Source organism: Phycisphaeraceae bacterium (genome assembly GCA_015709595.1).
GTDB lineage: Bacteria > Planctomycetota > Phycisphaerae > Phycisphaerales > SM1A02 > CAADGA01.
Window position 1 is genome coordinate 358,112 of sequence record CP054178.1, and the last position, 23,355, is coordinate 381,466.

A 23,355-nucleotide genomic window follows, 5' to 3' on the forward strand; every position below is an offset into this window, starting at 1 on the left:
CGCATCCAACGCATCGCCGCGGCTTGCACTGGGAAGACACCTGTGGTTCACTATCGGCGCCCTGATGGCGCCCGACGCGGGTTGCCGGTCCTTCCTGTGGAGAAACAACATGGCCAAGCCCGAACTGACGAGCGCCTGGTGGTCGAAGCACGGCCCCAAAACCCTCAAGACCGGACTGGGCGAGGCGCTTCGCGCCTACGAGGTGGAGTTCAAGTCATTCCAGTCGTATGCCGCCCAGCCGGGACACGACCACGAAGCCGTTTTCAAGAAGTTGGAGGACGCGCTGGATCACGTGAGTGACACGGTCAAGAAGGCCGAGGGCATGTGCAACAAACTGCTGCACAAGGACACGCTGGCCGCGCTGGCCGAGTTCAGGAAGACGCTCATTCCGCGTGAGGCCCAGCAGTGCATGAAACTCGCCCAGCAGGCCAAGGCGGGGTTCGAAGGCCAACTCAAGCAGATCGGCGTGGAGATCAAGTCGCTTGAGACGGAGATCCGCGTCAAGGAGAGAACCATCGACGGCTGGGTCGAGGAGATGACCTCGCTGGAGGCCGAAAGCCGCGTCAAGGCCAAGGACATCATCGCGCACGCCACAGCGCAGAACCAGTCGATGGTGTCGCGTACGTTCGACGACGCCGCCCGGATCGGTGATGACATGATGAAGGTCTTTCAGACCGCCAAGGCGCAGGTGCCCAAGATGGCCGCCGACATCCGCAAGCAGTGGCCGGTGAAGCGTGGCGACAACGTGGTGCCCAAGGGCCACAACTTCGAGAAGCAACTGCAGACGCTCGACATGCTGGTGATGAACTGGGACGTGAAGTTCGGCACGATCGAAAAACTCAACGAGGCGTTCACGTCCACGTGGAAGACGATCGAATCGGCCCGCACCGGCTCGCTGAACTCGCGCGATGAGTACGTCCGCATCGTCGAGGCCGACGCCGAGCGCCTGGCGGACGGGCTGACGCGCGTCAACGCCACCGAGGCGCAGCTGGGGGTCACGCTCTCCGGCATGGGCGAGATGCTGACGAGGACGGAGAAGGCGGTCGGTGAGGAGCGGGCCGCGGAACTGCGCAAGGCCGCTGCCGCGCTTGTCAGCGCGCAGGGACTGCACAAGCAGTTCACCAAGGAGCTGCTGGCGTTCGAGAAGACCTACGAGAGCACCATCGGCGGCTATCCCCCGTTCGTCAACGACAAGGACAAGGACTTCGCCCGCCCGCTCAAGAACATCAAGGCGATGGGCAAGTTCATCGATGACAACAAGCAGGGCGCGCTGGACTCCTCGAAGAAGATCAAGGAGCGGGAGGCCCGGCTCAAGGAACTGGTGGCCGGCGCGGTGCAGGACAAGAAATCAGGGGGCGATTCCCCGAAGACCCGGCCGCGATCGACGTCGCGGTGACACGGGCTTTCACCACGTCGCCGCGCCGGGTTCTGGACCGTCACGAGACGAATCGGCCCAGCATCGCCAGGGGGAAACCGGGTCAGCCGACCCGGCCCATCCGCAGGCGCGACATGGAAGTCGAGCCGCCCGGCGGAGCGGGCACAAGGAATATCGGAGATTTCCGCGTGAGATCAGCATCCGATGGGGTATACTGCCCTTGATGGGCCTCGTGCCCGGCCCGGCAGGCGCAGGGCGTGGCCCACAGGTCGCTGATCCCCTTGGCGGGGTGATCCGAGTAGAGCATCCTGGAGTTTTCAAAGGAGAGAGCATGAAAGCAACGCACATCGCTTCGCTGGTCGCCGCGGGCCTGCTGGCCGTGACCGGCGCGGCCCACGCTGACACCTATGGCAACACCAACCCGTTCGAGACGCAGTCGAGCCACTCACCCAACTTCGTTCTGGGCGTCAGGGTGAACATCCCGGTCAATGGCTTTACCGTGACGAGTTTCGGGATGATGTACGGGCACGAGAACTTCACCCCCAACACCTCGAACGCCATCTTCGGTCTCTACACCTCTGATGGCAATGGTCTGCCCCAGACGCTGGTGGCGGTGACCAACCCGATCAACCTCAACGCGCAGCAGACGTACGACAACATTGCGTTCACGTCGACGCCGACCATCAACTCTGGCACCTACTGGATGATGGCGTTGTACGAATCACTGGCCAGCCCGCGCATGGGCCTGCAGGATCCCAACTCGCTGGTGGCGTACTGGTCCAACCCCTACGCCAACGGCATGCCAGCCACCGCTCCGGCCATCACCACCTACACCGGCCAGAACTTCAACTACTGGATCAACGGCAGCGTCGTGCCGGCCCCGGGGGCTCTGGCGGCCTTCGGCGTGATGGGACTGCTCGGCGTTCGCCGGCGGCGGTCCAACTGATCCCGCTTCCTCGCCCGTGAGACTGCAAGGCGCGGCCCAACAGCCGCGCCTTGTTTTTTGGCATTGGCGACGCCGCCCGGCGTCGCGAAAGGTGAATGCGATCAGCCGACCCGACCCATCCGCTTCGTCGCCGACCGGTAGATCTGCTCGCAGCGATTGGCCGCCCCATCCCAAGTGAGTTTGCGCACCTCGAAGGCGCCATGTTCACGCAGCGTTCGCTGCAGCGGCGGATACTTCAGCACCGCGATGATCTTGTTGGCGATGTCATCCACGTCCCAGAAATCAACCTTGAGCGCGTGCGTGAGCACCTCGCTGACGCCCGAGGACTTGGAGATGATGACCGGTACGTCGTGACCCATGGCTTCCAGCGGAGCGATGCCGAAGGGTTCCGACACGCTGGGCATGACATACAGGTCCGCCAAGGCGAAGACGCGCTGAATGTCCGCCCCGCGCAGGAACCCCGTGAAGAGCACCTTGTGGCCGATACCCAGCTCGGCGGCCATCTCGATCATGCGGGCGGCCTGGTCGCCGTTGCCCGCCACCACGAACTTCACGTCGTCCATGTACTCCAGCACGCGCTTGGCGGCGCGGATGAAGTACTCCGGCCCCTTCTGCATGGTGATGCGGCCGAAATACAGCACGATCCTGTCGCGGCTCTCAATGCCGATGTTGGTCGGCTGCGTGGGGGAGAGTTCGACCCCGTTGTAGACTACTTCCACCTTGTCAGCATGAATGCCGTAGCGGGCCACAATGGTGTTCTTGGTGAGTTGGCTGACGGCGATGATCAGCATGGCCGCGTGCATGCCGCGACGCTCGATGTCGTAGACCGCCTGGTTGACGTGCAGCCCGGAACGGTCGAACTCCGTCGAGTGGACGTGGACGACCAGCGGCTTGCCGCTCATGCGGGCAATCCACATCCCCGCCGGATACGTCAGCCAGTCGTGGGCATGGATGACGTCGAACTGTTCCCGCCGGGCCGCGGCAAGGGCGAAGTGAGCGTAGCGATGGACCTGACCCATCAGGTCGCCGCCGTAGTCGGCGCCGGTTGGGACAGGGGGCGGGGGCGTCGCCATCCACCCCGGTGCGCCGGCGGGGTCGTGCGGCGTGGGCGCGGTCCACGCCCCCCCGGCGGTCGCTCCCCCTCCTCGATCCGGGCCGGCGCCATGAATGGTGCGCTCCCGCTGCGCCCAGTAGTGGCCCGCCTCCATTTCGACGCCGGGAATGGCTCCCGCCGCGGGTGCATAACTGCTCGAAACCTGCATCGGCAGCTCGACGAAGCGCGCCTGGCGAGTCTCAACCCGCTCGCCCTCGCGGATGACGGTGGTCGAGGCGCCGGCTGCTCCCGCAGGTGCGACCGTGTGCGGCTGTCCGCCACCCGACGGGATACCCAAGGCGGGGACGTCTCCCACGGATGACATCGCGGACAGCACCCGATCCGGGCTGAGCAGACGCACATGCGAGGCGGCATCGCCCTCCACCGACTTGGGCAGCACGAACGTGACCTCCACCCCTCGACGGACGAGGGCCTTCGTCAGCCCGTGGCAGGCCGTGCCAAGGCCGCCGGTGATGAACGGTGGAAACTCCCACCCCAGCATGAGGACGCGCATGGTTCCGCCCGAGAAGACCTGGTGCCTGTGATGAAGATGCCGCCCCGCGTCCTGCGGTCACGCCCGACGGGCGCGGCCGCCTTCTTCAGCGGCGCCGCGGCAGTTGGGAATGATGGTAGGCGAGCGTGTGGAATCGACCAGCGATCGGACTTCGAATGGTTAGAATCGCACCATGCGGAAGGAGCCGCCCGCCACCCCGACCACCTCTGGCGCGCCGCACGCTTCGACAAGCGTGCGACCCGAGTCGGAGCCGCCGTGGACGACTCGCCGGCTGCTCGACTGGATGCGCGGGTACTTTGTCGATCGGAAAATCGACTCCCCCCGACTCGTCGCCGAATGGCTGCTCGCCCACGTGCTGGGTTGCCAGCGGCTGCGGCTGTACATGGAAGCCGATCGCCCGGCCTCGCCGGATGAACTCGCCCGGCTGCGCGGGCTGGTGAAGCGCATCGCCGCCCACGAACCGGTGCAGTACGTGCTGGGCGAGTGGGACTTCTACGGTCGGCCGTTCTTCGTGTCCCCCTGTACGCTGATTCCGCGGCCCTGCACGGAGTCGCTGGTGGAGCAGGTGATCCGCTGGGGACGTGGGCGTGGGGTGGCGAAGGACGGCAACGAAGCACGGCCCATCGGGGGAATCGCCGACCTCGGCACGGGGACCGGCTGCATCGGGCTGACGCTCGCCCTGGAGTGGCCTGCCGCCCGGCTGGTGGCGACGGATATCGCCCCGGAGGTGCTGGAACTCGCCCGCCGCAACGCGGAGCGCCACGGGGTTTCGGAGCGAGTGGAGTTCCGGCTTGGTTCGCTCCTCGAGCCGCTGGCGGGTGAACGATTCGACATCATCGCATCCAACCCGCCGTACATTCCAGATGATGAGTGGACCGCCGTGGCGCCGAACGTGAGGGACTACGAGCCGCACCGGGCCCTGCGCGGCGGGGCGGATGGGCTGGCCTTCATTCGGCCGCTCCTCGCCGGCGCGGCCGAGGTGCTCACCCCGCGGGGCCTGCTGGCGGTGGAGATTCCTCACGCGAAGCGGGACGCGGTGCTGGCCCTTGCCGCCGACGCGCCGGGGCTGATGAACGCCCGCGTGGAGAAGGACAGTGAGGGATTGTGGCGTGTGCTGCTGGCGGAACGGACGGGGTGATGGCGTTCTGCGCCGCTTGGCGATCGAGCACCCAGCATCCTGGCGTCTGATGCCCGCCCCTTACCCGAACATCATGTCCACCGCCGTCACCATCAGCACGATCACAAATACCAGCCGCACCACGTTGACCGGCAGTTTGTGGGTGAGATGCGCGCCGATGAAACTGCCTACGATGGCCAGCGGGATGATGACCGCCGCGATAGTGACGCTCTGAGCCACCGCCGCAGGCAGTCCGGTGAAGCCCGCCACCCAGTCCACCACGCCGTTGCCCTTGACCGCTGATTCCTCCACCAGCGTTGGCAGCGTCATGTTCTTGCGCACCGCGCCGAAGACCGAGGTGATGGTCATCAGAGCCGAGCTGGTGGCGATGGCGTTGCGCAGCGGAATCTTGCAGATCTTCTGGAACAGCGGCACGACCACGATGCCCCCGCCGATGCCCAGCACGCCCGCCATGAAGCCCACCACCGATCCGACGAAGGGGATCCGCCATCGACCCCGGCGCGGCCCGTCCGCATGGTCCGGCTCCTTGGGCTTGAGCAGCTTGCGCACGTTGAGGTAGATGACGTAGAGCAGAAACGTGGCGAAGATGCGCTTGAGCAGGTGGGCGTTGAACAGGTTGCCCGTCTGCACGCCGAGGATGATGAACACGATGGCGAAGGGCAGCATGATCCACACCACGCGCCAGCGCACGGCGTGATTGCGGTGATGCTGAATCGTCGAGGGCACCGCCACGAAGGTGATGACCAGCATCGACGCCGCCTGCGCGAGGTGCATGTCGTGGCTGAAGACCAGCGTCAGGGCGGGAATCAGGATAATCGACCCGCCGATCCCCAGCAGCCCGCCGAGGATGCCGGCGAGCAACCCGAAACCGGAGAGGGCCAGAATCTCATACCACGGCATGGGCCGGAGTGTAGGGGAGATCCGTCGAGGGTGCGACGGACCATATCGAAGGATGACGTGAATCGACTGAGGATTGGTGACACCGGGGCGTTCTCCGGTATCCTGTGCCCATGCGAGGCCTGACGCACCGCTGGCGCTGGCGAAGGGAGCCGCCCCCGTCCAGGGAAGGGGCGCTAGTGGAGCGCGTGCTCGCCGCGCGGGGCCTCTCGAACCCGGATGAAGTCCGGGCCTTCCGCGAGCCGACGCTTCGAGCGCTGCACGCCCCCGGCCTGATGCCCAACATCGACGCCGCCGCCGAGCGCATTCTCGACGCCGCGCAGCGCGGTCGAACCATCATCCTGTACGGCGACTACGACGTGGACGGCGTCACGGGCGTCGCCATTCTCTACCACACCATCAAGGCCATCGAGCCAGGCGCCCGAATCGGCACCTTCGTCCCCCACCGACTGGAGGACGGCTACGGGCTGAATCCCGACGCCCTGCGCGAGCTGCACGCAGGCGGGGCGGAACTGGTCGTCAGCGTCGATTGCGGCATCACCGGGGCGGAGGAAGCCCGCATCGCCCGCTCGATCGGGCTGGAACTCATCATCACGGACCACCACAATGTGCCAACGGGTGATGGGGCACTTCCTGAAGCGATCTGCGTTCATCCGCGTCTGCCTGGAAGCGAATACCCCTTCGGCGACCTGTGCGGCGCGGGCGTGGCCTTCAAACTGGCATGGCGGCTGGCCACCCGCTGGGCGGGATCGGACAAGGTGGGCAAGCAACTGCAGAAGGTGCTGCTCGATCTGCTGCCGCTGGCGGCGCTCGGCACCATTGCGGACGTGATGCCGCTCGTGGGCGAGAACCGCGTGATCGCCTCGCTGGGGCTTCGGACGATCCGAGCCACGCCCTTCGCGGGGCTCAAGGCGCTCATCGACGCCGCCGGGCTTGCGGACGCGAAGATCGACTGCGAGAAGGTGGGCTTCGTGCTCGGCCCGACGCTCAACGCCGTGGGCCGCCTCGGCCATGCCCGCGACGCCATGCGCCTGATGACGGACGCACCACCCGAGGAGGCGATCGGACTGGCCAGGCGGCTGGCGGAACTGAACCGTCAGCGCCAGCAGACGGAGCGGACGATTGTCGCTCAGGCCGCCGACATGGCGGCCCACGCCGGCATGACCGGCACGGATCGGCGCGCCATCGTGCTGGCGCACGACGCATGGCATCCGGGCGTGGTCGGCATCGTCTGCTCGCGACTGGTGGACAAGCATCGGCGACCCGTGGTGCTGATGAACCGCCAGGGCGGCGTGTGCAAGGGCTCGGCCCGCAGCATCGACGGCTACTCCATCGCCGCGGGCTTCGCCGCCTGCGCCGACCTGCTCACCAAGCACGGCGGACACGACATGGCGGCAGGCCTGACGATGCCCGACGTCAACCTCGACGCCTTCACCGAGCGGCTGACGGCCCACGCCAATGAACACATTCCCATCGAGTGGCTGACGCCCTCGCTGGAAGTCGATTGCGAGGCGACGCTGGCGGACCTGTCGGCCCAAGCCGTCATGGATCTTCGTTCGCTTTCCCCCTTCGGTCGCGGCAACCCGCGTCCTGTGGTGTTTGTGCGCGGCGCGGTGCTCACGACTCCGCCGCGCACCATCGGCAAGGACGGCGGACACCTCGACCTGCGGCTGGTGCAGGACGTGGACGGGCGACGATGCTTCATCCGCGCCGTCTGGTGGCGGGCGGGGTCACTCGCGGCCCAGCTCCAGCAGAATCAGCGCGTGGACGTGGCGATTGAACCGAAGATCAATGAGTTCAACGGTCGAACCAGCGTTGAGGCGGAGATTCGAGACATCCGGATCGCCGCTCCGACGCGTGCGACGGATCGGGTCCGGTCGATCGAGGCCTACAACCACGGGTGAACCCGGATGATTCAACGAGCATGATGTCCGCCAAGTCATCATTCACGCTCATCCGTGTTCATCCCTGGCTTCAGTTTTCATGGAGTGCGTGATGCTTGTCCTTGCGTCGACACTGATGGTGCTGATGTCCGGCGATCCCCTGCGCGACTCCCTGCCGGTGTACACGGGAGAGACGACCATCTCGGGGCTGACGGCTCCGGTGACGATCCGCCGTGACGTCCAAGCCGTGCCGATCATCGAAGGCGCTGCCGCACTCGACGTGATGACCGCACAGGGCTTCGTCCACTCGCAGGAGCGGTTCTTCCAGATGGATCTCGCCCGGCGTTACGCCGCGGGGGAACTGGCCGAAGTCGTCGGTCCGCCCATGCTGGCGACTGATCGCACGATGCGCCATCACCGCTTCCGTTCGGTCGCCGCGGCGGTGGTGGCGGCGCTCACGCCCGAGGACCGGGCGATCCTGGACGCCTACGTCCGAGGCGTCAACGCGTACCTGGCTCAAGCCGCCGCGCCGCCGCCGGAATACGCCCTGCTGAACGCCAAACCCGCGCCGTGGACGGCGGAGGATTCGATCCTCGTCATCCTGTCGATGTACGACGCGCTGCACCGCGAGGCGTCCGTTGAAGCGCGAATGGGCGTCATGCAGGAAGCGATGCCCGCGGAGCTTGTGGCGTTCCTGACGCCGGACACCACGCGCGATGACTCACCGCTCATCCTTGAACCCGATGGGACCAATGGGCACCGCCCCGCGCTGATCCCCGCCCCGGAGATCATTGACCTGCGCACCAGAACCACCGCGGACGCCGCGGCAGCATGGCTGATGGATGATCTCATCGAACCCAGGCCGCTGCTGGCCGGGTCAAACAACTGGGCGGTGGCGGGGACGCGCACCACGGACGGACGCGCCATCGTGGCCAACGATCCGCACCTGATGCTCGCCGCCCCTGTGCTGTGGTATCGCTGCGAGCTGGCATGGCCCGGGCACCGGGCCGTAGGCGTCTCGCTGCCCGGCGTGCCGTGGATCGTGATCGGCAGCACCGATCACCTTGCGTGGGGCGTGACCAACGCCACGGCGGATTTTCAGGACTGGATCATCGTCGAAGTCGATCCCGATGATCCGTCACGGTATCGCACGCCGCAGGGATGGGAGCCGTTCGGCGAGATCGTCGAAACCATCCGCGTGCGCGGCGGCGCGGATGAGCCGCTCACCCTGCGCACCACCCGCTGGGGAGTGGTGCAGGCGATGGATCATCGCGGTCGCCCCATGGTGCTCAGATGGACGGCGCATGATCCCGCCATGACCAATCTCGGCCTGATGCGCATGATCAACGCGCGCACACTGGAAGAAGGGCTGGCCGTGGCCCGCGCGTGGCGCGGACCATCGCAGAACGTGGTCATGGCCGACGCGACCGGGCGCATCGGCTGGGTGATCTCCGGCGGCTATCCGAACCGGGCGGGGTTCTCCGGCAAGTTCCCCGAGTCGTGGGCGGACGGCTCGAAGGGCTGGAACGGTGAACTGCCTGAGCATCTGCGGCCGCAGGTGATCGATCCGCCCTCGGGCGTGGTATTCACGGCGAACAATCGCACCTCGTCGCTGGCCCAGTCCAGACGGCTCTCCAGCATGTGGGCTGGGCCTGATCGTGCGAAGCGCATCGCCATGATGCTCTCGTCGGCACGGAAGCCCTTCTCTGAAAGCGATCTGCTGGACATGCAGCTCGACACGCGCGTGACGCCGCTGGAGGCGTACCAGGCGCTCGCGCTGCGCCTGCTTGACGGTGTGGAGGACGCTGAACTCGCGCAGGCGCGGCAGGCGATCGCCGCGTGGTCCGGAGAGGCCGAAGTCGATCAGCCCGGCCTGCCTCTGCTCAACGCCTGGCAGCGGCGCGTGCGGACGCGCGTGCTCACGCCGATCATGCGCGAATGCACCGCCATCGACCCGTCGTTCCGCTACGGCTGGTACCTTGCGGATGAAGTCGTGGCGCGGCTTCTCGAGGAGCGACCCGACCACCTGCTGGCGCCGGGGTTCGAGACATGGGACTCGCTGCTGCTGACATGCCTGCGCGAGGCCATCGCGGACCTGAAGCGCGCCCAGCCGCCCCTGCCCATCGACGCCACGTGGGGACAGGTGAACCGGGCGGCGATCCGCCATCCGGTGGCCGAGGCGGCCCCGCCCTTCCTGCGCGGAATGCTCGGCATGCCCGAAGACCCGCTGCCCGGACACCCGGACGCGGTGCGCGTGGCCGCGCCGACCTTCGGCGCCAGCATGCGTCTCGTGGTGAGTCCCGGCCGTGCCGCCGATGGGTTCCTGCAACTGCCCACCGGTCAGAGCGGACACCCGCTGTCGCCTCACTTCCGCGATCAGCATCGGGCGTGGCTCGAGGGTCGTCCGACGCCGCTGCGCCCCGGTGAAATCGTTCATACATTCACGCTCGCACCGCCGGCGGAGTGACATTCGCGGGCAGAAGCCCGGCGGCCACGAGCACGAGGATCAGTTCCGCCGCGTCGTGCTCGTCGAACGCGCCCATGTCGAATGAATCCAGGTCCAGCACGCCCCACCACGTGCCGGAGTCGTCGCACAAGGGAATCACCAGTTCCGACTGATCGCGCGGATCACACGCGATGTACCCGGGACCAAGTCCGCGCACATCGCGGACAATGAGCGTGGAGCGCGACAGGAGCGCACGTCCGCATGCCCCATGCAGCCCGATGGGCGAGCAGGCCGGCTTGTCGCGGCGGGGACCGAGGATGAGCCGCCGGTCGTCCGCTTCCCCGGGACGGTCGAGGTAGAAGCCCACCCACGAAACGCCCCGCGAGGCGTGTTCGCGCCAGAGGGCATCACACAACGCCGACATCCGCGCCTCGCGCATCGCATGGGCAGGCAGGGCTCTCGCGACGCGCATCACCTCGTCGTAGTTCCGTCTGAAGGTGGGCATGGCGTGGCTTCCCGGCGAGACGAGCAAACGCCGACTAACGCATCAGGTCCGCGAGGATTGACAACCCGCCCCGCAGCATCTCGTCCGGCACGGCGTAACTGAGCCGGAAATGCGTGTCGCGCCGGCTGAAGACCTTGCCGGGAATGATGAGCACGTTGCGCTCGATGGCCTTCTCGCAGAAGGCGCTGGCGGTCTGTCCGAGGCGCGAGGGCACCTCCACAAAGGCGTAGAACGCTCCGCCCATGGCGGGCATGGTCGTGATCGGCGCGAGTGCTTCGACCACCATGTCGCGCTTGCGCTGATACGCGCGGACCTGGGGTGACATGTCCACGTCGAACGCCGCCGCCACGCCCGCCTGCGCGATCGAGGGGGCGCAGACGAAGGTGTACTGCTGAATCTTCGTCATCTGCTCGATGAGCCGCTTGGGCCCGGCCGCATAGCCCAGTCGCCAGCCGGTGCAGCCGTAGGTCTTGCCGAACCCTCGCACCAGCAGCACGCGGTCGCTGATTCGCGCGGGGCTGGGGCACGCGCCATTCTCTCGCGCGTCGTCATAGGTGAAGGCGTCGTAGATCTCGTCGGAGATCAGCAGCACGCCGCGCCGGTCGCAGAGCTCGATGATGTCGCGCAGTTCGTCCGTGCTGTTGACGGCGCCGCAGGGATTGCCGGGCGAGTTGAGAATCACTGCCTTGGTGCGCTCGGTCAGCAGCGGCTCGATCCGCGCGGCCGTGAGTTTTCCGTCCGGATACGTGTCGCACGGGACCGGCTTCCCGCCGCACATGGTGGTCATGCTGGGGTAGATCACGAACCACGGATCGGGCACGATGACTTCGTCGCCCGCGTCCAGAATCGACAGCAGCGCGAGGTAAATCGCCCCGCTGGTGCCGCTGGTGACGGTCAGTCCGAGTTCATCGGACGGCACGTTCCAACCGACATCCTGCTTGAGGTGCTCCGAGATGCGGCGCAGCAGGTCCGGCGAACCCTGGGTGACGGTGTAGCCGTTGCGGTTCTCGCGGATGGCGCGGATCGCGGCCTCCTTGATCGGCTCCGGCACGGGAAAATCCGGCTGGCCGATCGAGAAGTTGTATGGATTCTTCAGTTTCGCACCGAGTTCAAAGACGCGGCGGATACCCGAGGGGTCGATCGAGCGCGAGCGCGAGGAAAGCAGTCGATCGACGTTGAGCGGCGAGGGTGAAGTCATCATGCTGGACAATACGAGGCCAATGACGCCAAGGCACGCGCGTCAGCAGGGGGACATCGCGGTGAACGCCTGACGTGATTCGCCTGACTGGACCTGCGATGTGACGCGACCGCGCCTGGTCACCGCAGGCAGACAACCATGCGAGCCGCTGAGACGGCCGGCATCAACCGCACGGCACGCCTCGCCGGACAGATTACTTCTTTCCACCCTTGGCGGCAGGAGCGGCGGCGGCCTTGGCGGCGGGAGCGGCCGCAGCACCCTTCGCGGGAGCGGCGGCGCCCTTGGCGGCCGGAGCGGCGGCAGCACCGGCGGCCGGCGTCGCGCCCGGAGCGGCGGCGGCGTCACCCTCGGCCGCCTCCTTCTTCTTCTTCGCCGTCACGACCTTGATGCTGCGCACCTTGGGCAGATGGATCGGATCGCTTCGGCCCGCCTCGAACCGACCGCCTTCGGTCAGTTTGGCGATGCGCTCGGGTCGCGTCAGCACGTTGCGATGCGCCTCGAGCGCGCCGGACTTGGACTTCAGACTGGGGTGCAGACTCATGGTCGCCTCTCGTGTTCGGTGCGGGTCAGCCGCGGTAGCGTTCGAGACTGATGCCGATCTCATCCCGCCCGAAGCGGGCCTTCCACTTGATCTTGATCTCGTTGATCTTCGACTCGAGCGATTTGACGGTCGCGCTCTGCCTTGCCTCGGGCGCATGGCCCGGAGCCACAAACACGTCGAAGTCGCGTCCATTATTCGCAGGCACCACGTACGCTTCAAGCCCGTCGGCCCGACAGAACTCCGCCACCATGGTCGCACCGGCTTTAGTGGTCTTCTGGACCAGGTAGAAGTAGTTGAGCCCCGATTGTCGTGGGTCGGACTCGATCGGACCCCAACCGGCTGGGGTGGAGGGGGTCAACGGACGTGAGCCGGAGTCCGACACAGAGCCCGATCGTGCGTCGATGGATCCACCCCCTCCGGATTGACGGTTGGCGGCGCCGGATGTCCCCCCGCTGCCTCCCGCGTCTCGTGCGCCTCCACCCCGGATGCCCTGCTGTGCCGCCAAGGCAGCCAGCTCGGTCTCACCAGCGACGAGTTCGGCCCGGCGGGCGGACTCATCATTCGCGCCCCGCGTGTACCCGAACATGTACGCCCCGGCCGCCACGGCGATTACCCCTGCAATCACCAGGAACACGTATCCCACCGGCACACGGATCGAACGCCCCGGCGCGAACCAACGCACGGGATCGTGAGGCGAAACCACCGCCTCGCTCAGCCGATGATGGGGCGTGTGACCGTTGACCTCCGGCGCGGCGGCACGCGGGGCGTCGTGTCCTGAGAGCAACTCGTAGAGAACGGGCCGGCCGGTCTTCATGGCAACCTCCATGTCGCGTATGGTGCGCCTTCCGGGGCCGCGGCGGCGGTCATGTCATGACAGGCATTCTACCCGTTTCCCACCGCCAGTGCGCTGGCGATGGCGTGGGAATCGCTGTGGCTGAGCGACAGGAGCCACCCGGTGATCCCGCGCTCGCGGGCGATCTGCGCCGATCGCCCGCTCAGCCGGACGCCCGGCTGGCCCGCGGGATCGCGCGTCACGTCCACGTCCGTCCAGGCGATGCCGTCCCGCCAGCCGGTGCCGAGCGCCTTGAGCACCGCCTCCTTGGCCGCGAACCGCGCGGCGTACCGTTCGGCTCGCAGCCGATGACTCTGTTCGGCGTAGGCCTGTTCACCCGCGGTGAAGCACCGGGCGAGGAAGCGCTCACCGTGCGTTTCCAGCATGTGGGCGATGCGGGTGATCTCCACCAGGTCGATGCCGTGTCCCATGATGCGCATGGCAGATGGTATCGGCGCGAGGCCCTCCGCCGACTACCATGCGGTCATGTCGCAATCCCACCAGGAGATGGCCGCCGCCAGCGCCAGGCATGAGCCCGTGCGATGCGCCGTGTTGACGGTATCCGACACCCGCAACGAACACACGGATACGGGCGGGCGCCGCGTGCGCGAGATTCTCGGCGAGTTCGGACATGAAAGCGTCGCCCGAGCCATCGTCAGGGATGAGCCCGGCGCGATCCGGACGACGCTGGCTGACTGGCTGCGCCGCCGCGATCTGCACGCCATCATCACCACGGGAGGCACGGGAATCGCCCGCCGTGATACCACCATCGAGGTGGTCCGTTCATTCCTGACCCACGAACTGGAGGGCTTCGGCGAACTGTTCCGCATGCTCTCGTGGCACGAAGTCGGATCGAGCGCCATGCTCAGCCGCGCCGTGGGGGGACTGGCGACGGACGCCGATCCGGCCTGGCTCGGCGTGTTCCTGTTCGCCATTCCAGGATCAGTCAACGCGGTTGAAACGGCGATGCGTCGGCTCATCGGTCCGGAACTGGCGCACCTGGTCTGGGAGCGAACGCGCTAGCCGGGGCGAACACGTCCGCATCCCCAGGATCGCTCGCGGCCTCACCTCGGCTGGCGCAACTCCACCCGCACGGGCATGCGCGACAACCGCTCAAACAACCGTCGGGCGTTGCGAATGGGCCACCAGTCGTAGAGGAAGATCTCGATCGGCCGCCACATCGCCACCCATCCGGCGATGAGCAGCGATTCGCCGATCACCTGCACCGCGGCGGATTCGCCGAACAGTCGCTCCAGTTCGATGTGCGCAGTGATGCAGAGCGCCAGCGCGACCAGCCCGATGAAGAGACTGGCGCGGCCGCGGCGCATCAGGTCACGGAACTCACGTCCTTTCACCTGCGACTGGTACTCGAAGTAGTTGCGCACGGCCTCTCCCACCGATGCGGAGGGATCGGCGTCCAGCGGGGGTTCATCCAACGTGATGACCAGGGACACGTGGGCGTCGCGTGGGAACTCACGCGCCCAGCCCACGATGAACTCTTCGGCATCGTGATCCAGATCCTTCTCGTGAAAGGGCGAAGGATCCATCGAGTTGAACAACTGGCGAATGTCGCGCAGCCGAACCTTGATCTCATGGGCGGTGGGCACGCAGGATCATTGCCCGCACCAACGTTCATTTCCTCCACCCTCGGACCGCTTCACGACTCAGAAGAGCAGCTGCAGCTGACTGCGCACCACGATCTGCCCGTCCTCACCGACGCCATCCACTCGCCAGCCCGCGCCGGACGACGGGAACGAACCATTGACCCCGTTGAACCCGTATCCCGCGTCCGTGGTCCACTTGAGCGTGTGCTTGTGGAAGTAGCGGTTGAAGCCGATGGTCGCCACGCTCAGCTCATCGGCGTCGGTGTCATCATCCGCCCATTCGTAGCGTGCGAAGAACTCCAGATCCTCGGTCACGAAGACGCCGCCCTGAACGAGGAAGCCGTATTCATCGAGGTTTCCGGAGTCCCGATCGGTGTGACGCCCCACTGCCGCGGCATACAGGTTCCACCCCCCGCCTTCCACGGATAGGTCCGCGGTCCAACTGAAGAACCGCCTCTCGTCATCGTTTCCCAGTCCTGTACCGGGGTTGAACGTGGTGCCGGATTCATCCCGCTCGGCATGGACCGCGACGCCGAGCATCACGCCCGCTTCGTCTCCCCGGAAACTCGTGAAATCGTTGAATGATCCCCACGCCCCGGCCAGCAGAAACTCCCCGCGAGCAGTAAGCGCGAACTCAGTGTCCTCCGCCAGGGCGGGCGCAAGCGTGGTGTTCTCGCCGTTGGAGACCGCCGCGCTCATCCGCCACCGTTCATGCTCGTACTCCACCATGACGGCGCCGGCCCGTCCGAGCGTCCAGGCCTGATGGATGAGCGACCGGTCCACCGCCAGCAGCCGCTTGCTCGACATGAGTGCCTCGCGCATGAACGGCAGCTTGAAGCGACCAAAGGTGAGCGACCAGCCCTCGCCGAGTTCCTTGGTGATCGTGGCGTCGTTGACCCCCATGACGCCGGTCGAACTCATCGCCGTAATGATCCGATAGCGCCACGAAGGGTCCACCACGTGCCCCTGGAACTCCAGGAACATGCGACGAATGTCGAACCCGGCGCGGTCGCCGTCCGTCGCCTCGTCCGGTTGGTGGTTCCAGACGTAGCGCACCTGCAGGCGCCCGAGAACTTCGAGACGGAACGCACCGCTCGGATCAGCCAGGTAGAAACGGTTCTTCCATCCGGCGGAGACGGGTTCATCCCGCAGCATGGAGCGGCTGTCCGCATCCGACAGCACGTCGGCGACCAGGTCGCGAACGGCCTGGCTTCGATCGGCGGACCAGCCCGCCCCGCCCGGTTCACCCTGCAACAGGCGAATCTCCCGTTCGATCCGATCGAGCCGCGCCGCAAGATCATCATCCGCGATCGCAGGCGACGCGATCGCGGTAGCCACGCCGAACAGCACAAGCCGGGCGACCAGTGTCAAGGTCAGGTTGCTCATGTCGGCATCCTACTGACCGACCGCAACGTGTTGCAAATTCACGTACGGATGGCACGTTTCGGAACAAGCGGCTACATTGGCATTGTCCGCCTGATGCTGACGCAGGGGTTCCGCGCATGACGCCGCCCGTCGCCAAACACCGGACTGGCCCGCTGGTCATCGTGTCCATCTGCGTGGGCGGAGCCATTGCATTCAGCGCGCCTTTCGGGCTGATGTTCATGCTGCGCGGCCTGGCGACGCAGCGGCAGTCAGACCAGGCCGAACTCGAATCCCTGCGGGCCGAGAGCCAGGCGATGCGGGACGACGTCCTGCGCCAGATCGAGTCGGAAGGATTCGTGCGCACCGACACGACGGGGCTGGACCGTATGCTCGCCGCGATGCGGCGCAGCGCGGAGCGGATGAACTCCAGCGACGGGCGTTCCGCTCTGAACGCCGCCGCGGCCGCCCTCGACACCCTGCGCCCTTCGCTGGAGGCGTACGCCGCCGCGCTCAACCGGCTGGAGCAGGCCGGCGGACTCACCGTCGAATCCCTGCCCTCCCCGCGCCGCATCGACGAGCGGCTTGAGCTGATCGATGCCCTCGATCTGGCCAACACCACCCTGTCGGACGCCTACGCCGCCATGCCAGCCCGATTCGAAACGCTGATGCTGGAGGCGGGCATCGGCGCCCGTGAGGCGAGCGAGGCGGCGGCGCGGTTCCGTGATTCCTCGCAGCTCCCCGTCACGCTCGCCATTCGGCGCACCGACGCCGATCTGTGCGAGGCCATGCGCGGGCTGCTGCGGCTGCTCCGCGCACGATGGGGCCGCTGGGAGCTTGATCGCGCCTCCGGCATGGTGATGTTTCAGGACGATGCCGACGTAGCCGCCTTCAATCAGTGGATGGCCCGACTTCAGCAGATCACCGACGAGCAGACCCGCCTGCAGCGTCAGGTTCTGGGTGGGTCATGACGCATGACGCCGGACTCATCGATCTGACCGCGCGCGTGGAGCACGCCGAAGCGGTCATTCGCCGCACCATGGACGCCCTGGCCGCGGCGCCGGGCGATGCGCACGCCGTGTTCGGGGGCGTCACCGCGTTCATCAGCCGGGGCATTCCGAACACGTTCTTCAATCGCGCCATCGGGCTGAGCGAGCAGGACATCGGGCACATTCCAGCGATTGCGAAGTGGTTCACCAATCATGGCATCCCGCCCCGCTTCGACCTGGCGCCGCCCCGTGCCGGGACCGACGTGCGGACGGCGCTTCGAGAAGCCGGCTGCGCGGAGGAGACGATGCCGGGGCTGACCCGGCGGCTTCTGGCCGGATCGGTCGGGGGTCAGCCATCCAAGCCCACCAGCATCCGAATCGAGAACGCGGTCGGCCCACTGCTCGAATCGTTCCTCGACATCCAGATGCAAACCTGGCCCGAGGATGGCGGAACCCGTGTGGAGCGCCTGGATCGACTGCGACGCACCGCCAGCGCCCCTGGCCTGACGCGGCTGGTCGCTATCGTGGAAGGCGAGGTCGCCGGCACCGCTGCGCTGCACGTCGTCGCAGGCGTGGGGTGGCTCAATAGTGGGGCAACCGTGCAGCGGCACCGGGGACGAGGTGTTCAAACAGCACTGATCCGCCACCGGATCGACCTGGCACGGCAACTGGGCGCTGACCTGGTGTGCTCGCTTGTCGCGGCGGGGTCGGCCAGCGAACGAAACCTGCGCCGCGGCGGCCTGGAGCCGCTCTGCGACCGTGAGCTCTGGCTGCCGCCCGATTGGACCGATCATCCGTTCTATCGCGACGCCGGGTGAGCATGGGCTTGTGGCGCACGGGCCGCGCTGGGATACTGGCGACATGATCACACGGAATACGACGTTCATTTCACGGGCACGCCGACTCACGCTCCTTTCGTGGCTGATTCCGCTCATGGCCTTGAGCGGCGCAGTCGTGGCGCAGGAGCGTGCGGCATCACCCGACGAGGCGGAACGCTCCGCCATCCTGACCCTGCTGCAGCGTTTCCACGATGCGGCATCGGGCGGGCGCGCCGCCGAAGCCGCCGACTGTCTGGACGTCAGCGCCCTGCTCGATCACGCGGTCGCCACGGGGCTGGTGCCATCCAACCTGCTGGAGCATCGCGAACCGTTCCTGACGGGGCTTCGGGAGGGCGTCGAACGCGGCCTGTCGCGCAATCAATGGTCGTTCCCGGATGGAAAGGTCACGCTGCGCAAGGTTGAAGCGTCCGCGCCGGACCGGATCGTCGCCATCACCTACACGCGCGGAACCGCGGGTTACGGATCCACCATGCGATGGTGGCTGCATCGGAGCGGCGGAACGTGGCGCATCGGCGATTTTGAGGATCTCGACGCCGGCATGCGCACCTCGATGATCATGGGCGTTACCGCCTCGCAGATGGGCGAGGGCGTGCCGCCGGCCTGGGTCTCTCGTTTTCAGCAGTTGATGATGGCCGCCCAGCGGCTGCAGGGCGAGGCCCTTGAAGCCGCCGAGATCCTGCTCGATGACCTGGAGGATGCGGACTTTCCGCCCATGATCGAGGCGCTGCGGCGCATGCTGCTCGCGGGATGCTACGTGGGCGCCCACCGCACCGAGGACGCTCTGCGCATGACCGACGCCGCGGAGTCGCTCCACGCGGACATGCCGATTCTCCACTATCTGCGCGCCGTGGCGTGGAACATGGAGGGACATCATGAGGAAGCCCTGGCGGCGGCCCGCCAGTATCTCGATCGCGTGGGCGATGACCCCGAGGGGCTGCTTCAACTGGCCGCTGCACACGACGGACTCGGCCAGCCGACGGAGGCACGGGCCGCCTACGAGCGTGGGCTGCGTGAGGCGCCTGACTCCATGGACCTGCTTCACGCCTACTTCTGGTCGGTGCCCGCGGACGATGACCTCGATTCGCTGATCAAGCACATACAGGCCGCGCCGGACCCGGCGCAGGCATTCCGGGTTCTTGCCGACGACGCCGCAGACACAGGCGACCCCATTCGATTGGAATCTCTGGTTCACGCCATGAGCCAGCACCTGGCGAACGAGCCGCTCATTACCTACTACCTTGCCCACGTGGAGAATCTGCGGGATCGACCGGGCCTTGCCGCCCTGCTGGCGCGCGGCGCCCTCAGCGGTCTGACGGAGGCGGAGGACCGCACGGCAGCCCGGCGGCTGTTCTGGGATTGCCAGGTGCAGCTGGGCCGCGCTGTCGAGGCGTATCTCGAAGCCGATCAGCGTGATGCCGCCTTCGACTACATGCTCGAGGAATGTGATCATCCGATCACCGCGTCAGAGCGGCTGCGCCTGCTGGAGGCACGCTGCAAGGACGCGCCCGATGACCCGTTCGTGGCGCTGCGGCTGGCGCAGACCCTTTCCGAACTCGGCGAGCACGCACGGTGCTACGAGGTGCTGGTCGCCCACCGCGAGGCGATCACCACCGAGGAGGATTATCTTGTCGCCTTCGAGGACGGCTTCATCCGCACCTGTCTGTTCCTCGGCAAGGCCGACGAGGCATTGACGGTCGCGCAGGAGTCCACCGACCGCGACGATGACCCCTTCTTCGAGGTGATCGTGTACGCCTGGAAGGGCGATGTGCGGGGCGTGATGGCCGCGATGGAAGTCTGCGTCGAGGACTTCGGCTACGACCCCGCCGTGTTCTATCACGATGCCGACGTGGGCGCGAAACTGCGCGGCCCGGCATTCAAGCCGGTGCGGGAGAAGTTTCCGCCGGAGTCGTCGGACTGGTGAGTGAGTGAGTGAGCGAGCGCCGCACATCACCGGGCGGCACGTTGATCCACATCCCACGCCGCTTCGTCGGCTCACACCGCCGCCAGGTTCGACCGCAGCCGCGCGATCGACGCCGCGATCACCTCCACCGCCTCATCCAGTTCCTCCGCCGTCGTCTCGCGCGAGATCGAGAAGCGGATCGACCCGTGAGCCAGTTCAGGCGGCATGCCCATCGCCAGCAGCACGGGCGAGGGGTCCAGCGACCCGGATGAGCACGCCGCCCCCGCGCTGGCGTACACGCCGCGCTCCGAGAGCAGCAGCAGAATCGCCTCCGCCTCCAGCCGGGGGAAGGCGATGTTGCTGGTGTTCCACAGACGTTCCGCTCCGGCGGCGTTCACCACCGCGTCGGGCACGCGCTGAAGCACCATGCGCTCGAAGCGATCGCGCAGGCCGCGCAGGGCGTCGACGCCGTCGCGCCCGCTTTCCGCCCCCTCCGCCAGCCAGATGCGCGCCGCCTCCGCCGCCGCGCCGAAGCCGAGGATGCCGGGCACGTTCTCCGTGCCGCCGCGCATCTCGCGCTCCTGCGGCCCGCCGATGATCTCGCGGCTGATTCGCACCCCCCGCCGCATATACAGCGCGCCCACGCCCTTCGGCCCGTGGAACTTGTGGGCCGAGAACGTCATCAGGTCGATGGGCGTGTCCGCGACGCTGGTCGGCATCTTTCCCACCCACTGCGTGGCATCGCAGTGGAAGCGCACGCCGTGCCGCCGGCACGCTTCCCCGATCTCCCGCACGGGCTGGACCGCACCCGTCTCGTTGTTGGCCCACTGCACGGAGACCACGGCGACCTCGCCGGCGCGCTGCGTCAGCAGTTGCTCCAACGCGAGCGCATCCACGCGGCCGCGATCATCGAGCGGCAGCCAGATGATTTCCACGCCGCGCTCCGCCAGCGATGAGGCCAGATCGCGCGTGGCGCTGTGCTCCAGTCGATCGGTCACCACCACGCGCCTTGCGGGGGCTGGCTGCGCGTGCAGCGAACCGACGATCGCCAGGTTGGTGCTCTCGGTGCCGCCGGAGGTGAAGATGATCTCGCGCGGCGACGCCTCGATCAGCTGCGCCACCGATTCGCGGGCCAGCTCCATCCGCTGCCGCACGCGCTGCCCGGCCCGGTGGATGCTCGACGGGTTGGCCCAGAGGTCGGTCAGGGCCTCGTGAACCGCCTCAACCACCGACGGCAGGGGCCGCGTGGTGGCGTTGTTGTCGAGGTAAATCGTCCGCACGGGGGATCGTAGGAGGGTGCTTCAGGCGCGGGGATCGATGGAATCAATCATGCGGATGCATTGATGCGCCAGCGCGTTGCGCGGCGATGAACAGATCACGCGTCATCACGCCCTCACGTACCCACCAGCCGGCTGCGCTCGGCGCGGTCGGCCCGCTTTCGATCACTCTCGTTGAGCATCTTCTTGCGGAGACGCACCGACTGGGGCGTGATCTCCACGTACTCGTCATCCTCGATGTATTCGAGGGCCGCCTCGAGCGTGATGGTGCGCGAGGCCTTCAGCACAACAGTGGCTTCCTTGTTGCTCTCGCGCACGTTGGAAAGCTGCTTGGCCTTGACGACGTTGACGCCCAGGTCGTTGTCACGGCTGTTTTCACCCACGATCTGGCCCACGTAGACGGGATCGCCGGGCTTGACGAACATCATGCCCCGCTCGGACAGGTTGAGCAGCGCGTAGGTGGTGGCCGTACCCGCCTCCACCGCCACCATGACGCCGTTGGTGCGCTTGCGAGGCGTGCTGCGGACGGGGGCGAACTCCTTGAAGGCGTGGTACATGACCACCTCGCCTCCCGTGGCGGTGAGCATGCGCGAGCGCAGCCCGATCAGCCCGCGGGCGGGGATTTCTGCATCCACGTGCATGCGGTCCCCGCGCGTCTCCATGTGAGTGACTTCGCCGCCGCGGATGCCCAGCAGCTCGAGCGCAGGGCCCATCGCCTCGGATTTCACGTCCAGCGTGAGCCGCTCGATCGGCTCACAGACCACGCCGTCGATGACCTTTTCGATGACCTCGGGGCGTCCCACCGAGAGTTCATACCCCTCGCGCCGCATCGTTTCCAGCAGCACGCCCAGATGCAGCAACCCTCTTCCCGAGACGAGGAACTCATCCGCCGACTCGCCCGGCTCAACGCGCAAGGCCACGTTGGATCGCAGCTCGCGCTCCAGCCGCTCGGCGATCTGGCGGGAGGTGACGAACCGACCTTCCTTGCCGGCGAAGGGGGAATCATTGATGCGGAAGATCATGTGCAACGTGGGTTCGTCCACGGCCACGCGGGGCAGCGGACGGGGATCATCCGGGTCGGCGATGGTGTCGCCGATCTCGAAGTCGCCAAGCCCTTCGACCGCGCAGATGTCGCCCGCTTCCACCGTGTCCACCGCCAGACGCCCCAGTCCCTCGAAGCGGTTGAGCCGCATCACGCGGGCGCTTTCGATCGAACCATCCTTGCGGCAGATGGCCACCCGGTCGCCGCTGTGGATGGCGCCGGAATGAACCCGTCCGATGGCGATGCGCCCGACGTAGCTTGAATAATCGATGGTGGTGATGAGCAGCCGCAGCGGAGCATCGGGATCGCCGGAGGGCGGCGGCACGCGATCGAGAATGGTGTCCAGCAGCGGCGCCACGGTGCCGTCGTGCGCGTCGTGCGACGTGGACGCCCATCCCTCGCGCCCCGCGGCGAAGATGACGGGAAAGTCGAGAATCTCATCGCTGGCCCCCATCGCCACCAGCAGATCGAAGACCTCGTTGACGACGGCGTCGGGACGCGCGTCGGGGCGGTCGCACTTGTTCACGACCACGACGATCTTCAGCCCCAGTGCGAGCGCCTTGGACAGCACGAATCGCGTCTGAGGCATGGGGCCTTCAAATGCATCCACCAGCAGCAGCGCGCCATCCGCCATGCTGAGGACGCGCTCCACCTCGCCCCCGAAGTCGGCGTGGCCGGGCGTGTCGATGAGGTTGATGCGATAGGCCTGTCCCGCCCGTGCGCCAGCGCCCCCGCCTCGCGGGCGATACACGATCGAGCAGTTCTTGGCCAGAATGGTGATGCCCCGCTCCCGCTCAAGCGGATTCGAGTCGAGCACGCAGTCAGGCGTGTCGGCGGTCTTCTCCAGCGTGCCGGCGTACGTCAGCATCGAGTCCACCAGGGTGGTCTTCCCGTGGTCGACGTGGGCGATGATGGCGACATTGCGCAAGGATGGGTCAGCGGTGCGGCTCATGCAAGCCGTGATGATAGCCCGC

General features: G+C 66.9%; 20 protein-coding genes. 9 read left to right on the forward strand and 11 right to left on the reverse strand.

Annotation, left to right across the window (positions count from 1 at the left end; all coding sequences use genetic code 11):
- The first annotated feature begins 109 nt into the window (after positions 1 to 109).
- Positions 110 to 1,396 carry a hypothetical protein gene (locus HRU76_01660; protein QOJ16374.1) on the forward strand — a complete coding sequence of 429 codons (1,287 nt, stop codon included), beginning with the start codon at positions 110 to 112 and terminating at the stop codon, positions 1,394 to 1,396.
- A 310-nt stretch (positions 1,397 to 1,706) separates the two neighbouring features.
- Positions 1,707 to 2,321: a hypothetical protein gene (locus HRU76_01665; GenBank protein QOJ16375.1), complete on the forward strand. Its 615-nt coding sequence runs from the start codon at positions 1,707 to 1,709 to the stop codon at positions 2,319 to 2,321.
- A 101-nt stretch (positions 2,322 to 2,422) separates the two neighbouring features.
- On the opposite strand, the gene HRU76_01670 is transcribed toward HRU76_01665, so the two are convergent.
- Entirely contained in the window at positions 2,423 to 3,928 is a 1,506-nt protein-coding gene (locus tag HRU76_01670) for a glycosyltransferase (protein QOJ16376.1), read from the reverse strand.
- Between the two features lie 172 nt (positions 3,929 to 4,100).
- Between HRU76_01670 and prmC the strand changes: the two genes are divergently transcribed.
- The gene (gene prmC / locus HRU76_01675; GenBank protein ID QOJ16377.1) at positions 4,101 to 5,066 is read left to right on the forward strand and encodes a peptide chain release factor N(5)-glutamine methyltransferase; all 966 of its coding nucleotides are present in this window, start codon (positions 4,101 to 4,103) and stop codon (positions 5,064 to 5,066) included.
- A gap of 60 nt (positions 5,067 to 5,126) precedes the next feature.
- Here the strand turns inward: prmC and HRU76_01680 are convergent, their stop codons facing one another.
- On the reverse strand, positions 5,127 to 5,966 hold the full coding sequence (locus HRU76_01680) for a sulfite exporter TauE/SafE family protein (GenBank protein QOJ16378.1): 840 nt from the start codon (positions 5,964 to 5,966) through the stop codon (positions 5,127 to 5,129).
- Positions 5,967 to 6,076: 110 nt separating this feature from the next.
- Between HRU76_01680 and recJ the strand changes: the two genes are divergently transcribed.
- A complete protein-coding gene (gene recJ, locus HRU76_01685; GenBank protein ID QOJ16379.1) occupies positions 6,077 to 7,867 on the forward strand; it encodes a single-stranded-DNA-specific exonuclease RecJ in 1,791 nt (596 codons plus the stop codon).
- 124 nt (positions 7,868 to 7,991) lie between these two features.
- Positions 7,992 to 10,313: a penicillin acylase family protein gene (locus HRU76_01690; GenBank protein ID QOJ16380.1), complete on the forward strand. Its 2,322-nt coding sequence runs from the start codon at positions 7,992 to 7,994 to the stop codon at positions 10,311 to 10,313.
- Here HRU76_01690 and HRU76_01695 read toward each other — a convergent pair.
- The 5 genes from HRU76_01695 to acpS form a co-directional block, all read right to left on the reverse strand.
- Positions 10,288 to 10,797 (reverse strand): GAF domain-containing protein, encoded by a 510-nt coding sequence (locus tag HRU76_01695; GenBank protein QOJ16381.1) that lies wholly within the window; start codon positions 10,795 to 10,797, stop codon positions 10,288 to 10,290. The genes HRU76_01690 and HRU76_01695 overlap by 26 nt on opposite strands.
- A 34-nt stretch (positions 10,798 to 10,831) precedes the next feature.
- The gene (locus HRU76_01700; protein ID QOJ19056.1) at positions 10,832 to 11,995 is read right to left on the reverse strand and encodes an aminotransferase class I/II-fold pyridoxal phosphate-dependent enzyme; all 1,164 of its coding nucleotides are present in this window, start codon (positions 11,993 to 11,995) and stop codon (positions 10,832 to 10,834) included.
- A gap of 193 nt (positions 11,996 to 12,188) precedes the next feature.
- Positions 12,189 to 12,536: a small basic protein gene (locus HRU76_01705; GenBank protein ID QOJ16382.1), complete on the reverse strand. Its 348-nt coding sequence runs from the start codon at positions 12,534 to 12,536 to the stop codon at positions 12,189 to 12,191.
- Positions 12,537 to 12,561: 25 nt separating this feature from the next.
- A complete protein-coding gene (locus tag HRU76_01710; protein QOJ16383.1) occupies positions 12,562 to 13,350 on the reverse strand; it encodes a hypothetical protein in 789 nt (262 codons plus the stop codon).
- Positions 13,351 to 13,418: 68 nt separating this feature from the next.
- Positions 13,419 to 13,808 (reverse strand): holo-ACP synthase, encoded by a 390-nt coding sequence (acpS, locus tag HRU76_01715; GenBank protein QOJ16384.1) that lies wholly within the window; start codon positions 13,806 to 13,808, stop codon positions 13,419 to 13,421.
- A gap of 67 nt (positions 13,809 to 13,875) precedes the next feature.
- On the opposite strand from acpS, the gene HRU76_01720 reads away from it, so the two are divergent.
- Entirely contained in the window at positions 13,876 to 14,391 is a 516-nt protein-coding gene (locus HRU76_01720) for a molybdenum cofactor biosynthesis protein MoaB (protein QOJ19057.1), read from the forward strand.
- Between the two features lie 41 nt (positions 14,392 to 14,432).
- On the opposite strand, the gene HRU76_01725 is transcribed toward HRU76_01720, so the two are convergent.
- Both HRU76_01725 and HRU76_01730 read right to left on the reverse strand, forming a co-directional pair.
- On the reverse strand, positions 14,433 to 14,975 hold the full coding sequence (locus tag HRU76_01725; GenBank protein ID QOJ16385.1) for a hypothetical protein: 543 nt from the start codon (positions 14,973 to 14,975) through the stop codon (positions 14,433 to 14,435).
- A gap of 57 nt (positions 14,976 to 15,032) precedes the next feature.
- On the reverse strand, positions 15,033 to 16,358 hold the full coding sequence (locus HRU76_01730) for a hypothetical protein (protein ID QOJ16386.1): 1,326 nt from the start codon (positions 16,356 to 16,358) through the stop codon (positions 15,033 to 15,035).
- Between the two features lie 116 nt (positions 16,359 to 16,474).
- Here HRU76_01730 and HRU76_01735 point away from each other — a divergent pair, with 116 nt between their 5' ends.
- From HRU76_01735 to HRU76_01745, 3 genes are read left to right on the forward strand one after another with little or no spacing between them, the layout of a single operon-like run.
- On the forward strand, positions 16,475 to 17,305 hold the full coding sequence (locus tag HRU76_01735; GenBank protein ID QOJ16387.1) for a hypothetical protein: 831 nt from the start codon (positions 16,475 to 16,477) through the stop codon (positions 17,303 to 17,305).
- A complete protein-coding gene (locus HRU76_01740; protein ID QOJ16388.1) occupies positions 17,302 to 18,141 on the forward strand; it encodes a GNAT family N-acetyltransferase in 840 nt (279 codons plus the stop codon). Before HRU76_01735 ends, HRU76_01740 begins: the two co-directional genes overlap by 4 nt.
- A 43-nt stretch (positions 18,142 to 18,184) precedes the next feature.
- Positions 18,185 to 20,083, forward strand: coding sequence for a hypothetical protein (locus tag HRU76_01745; protein ID QOJ16389.1), 1,899 nt, complete (start codon positions 18,185 to 18,187; stop codon positions 20,081 to 20,083).
- 71 nt (positions 20,084 to 20,154) lie between these two features.
- On the opposite strand, the gene HRU76_01750 is transcribed toward HRU76_01745, so the two are convergent.
- Both HRU76_01750 and typA read right to left on the reverse strand, forming a co-directional pair.
- Positions 20,155 to 21,342 carry a cysteine desulfurase gene (locus tag HRU76_01750; protein ID QOJ16390.1) on the reverse strand — a complete coding sequence of 396 codons (1,188 nt, stop codon included), beginning with the start codon at positions 21,340 to 21,342 and terminating at the stop codon, positions 20,155 to 20,157.
- Positions 21,343 to 21,455: 113 nt separating this feature from the next.
- The gene (typA, locus tag HRU76_01755) at positions 21,456 to 23,333 is read right to left on the reverse strand and encodes a translational GTPase TypA (protein QOJ16391.1); all 1,878 of its coding nucleotides are present in this window, start codon (positions 23,331 to 23,333) and stop codon (positions 21,456 to 21,458) included.
- Positions 23,334 to 23,355: the final 22 nt, after the last annotated feature.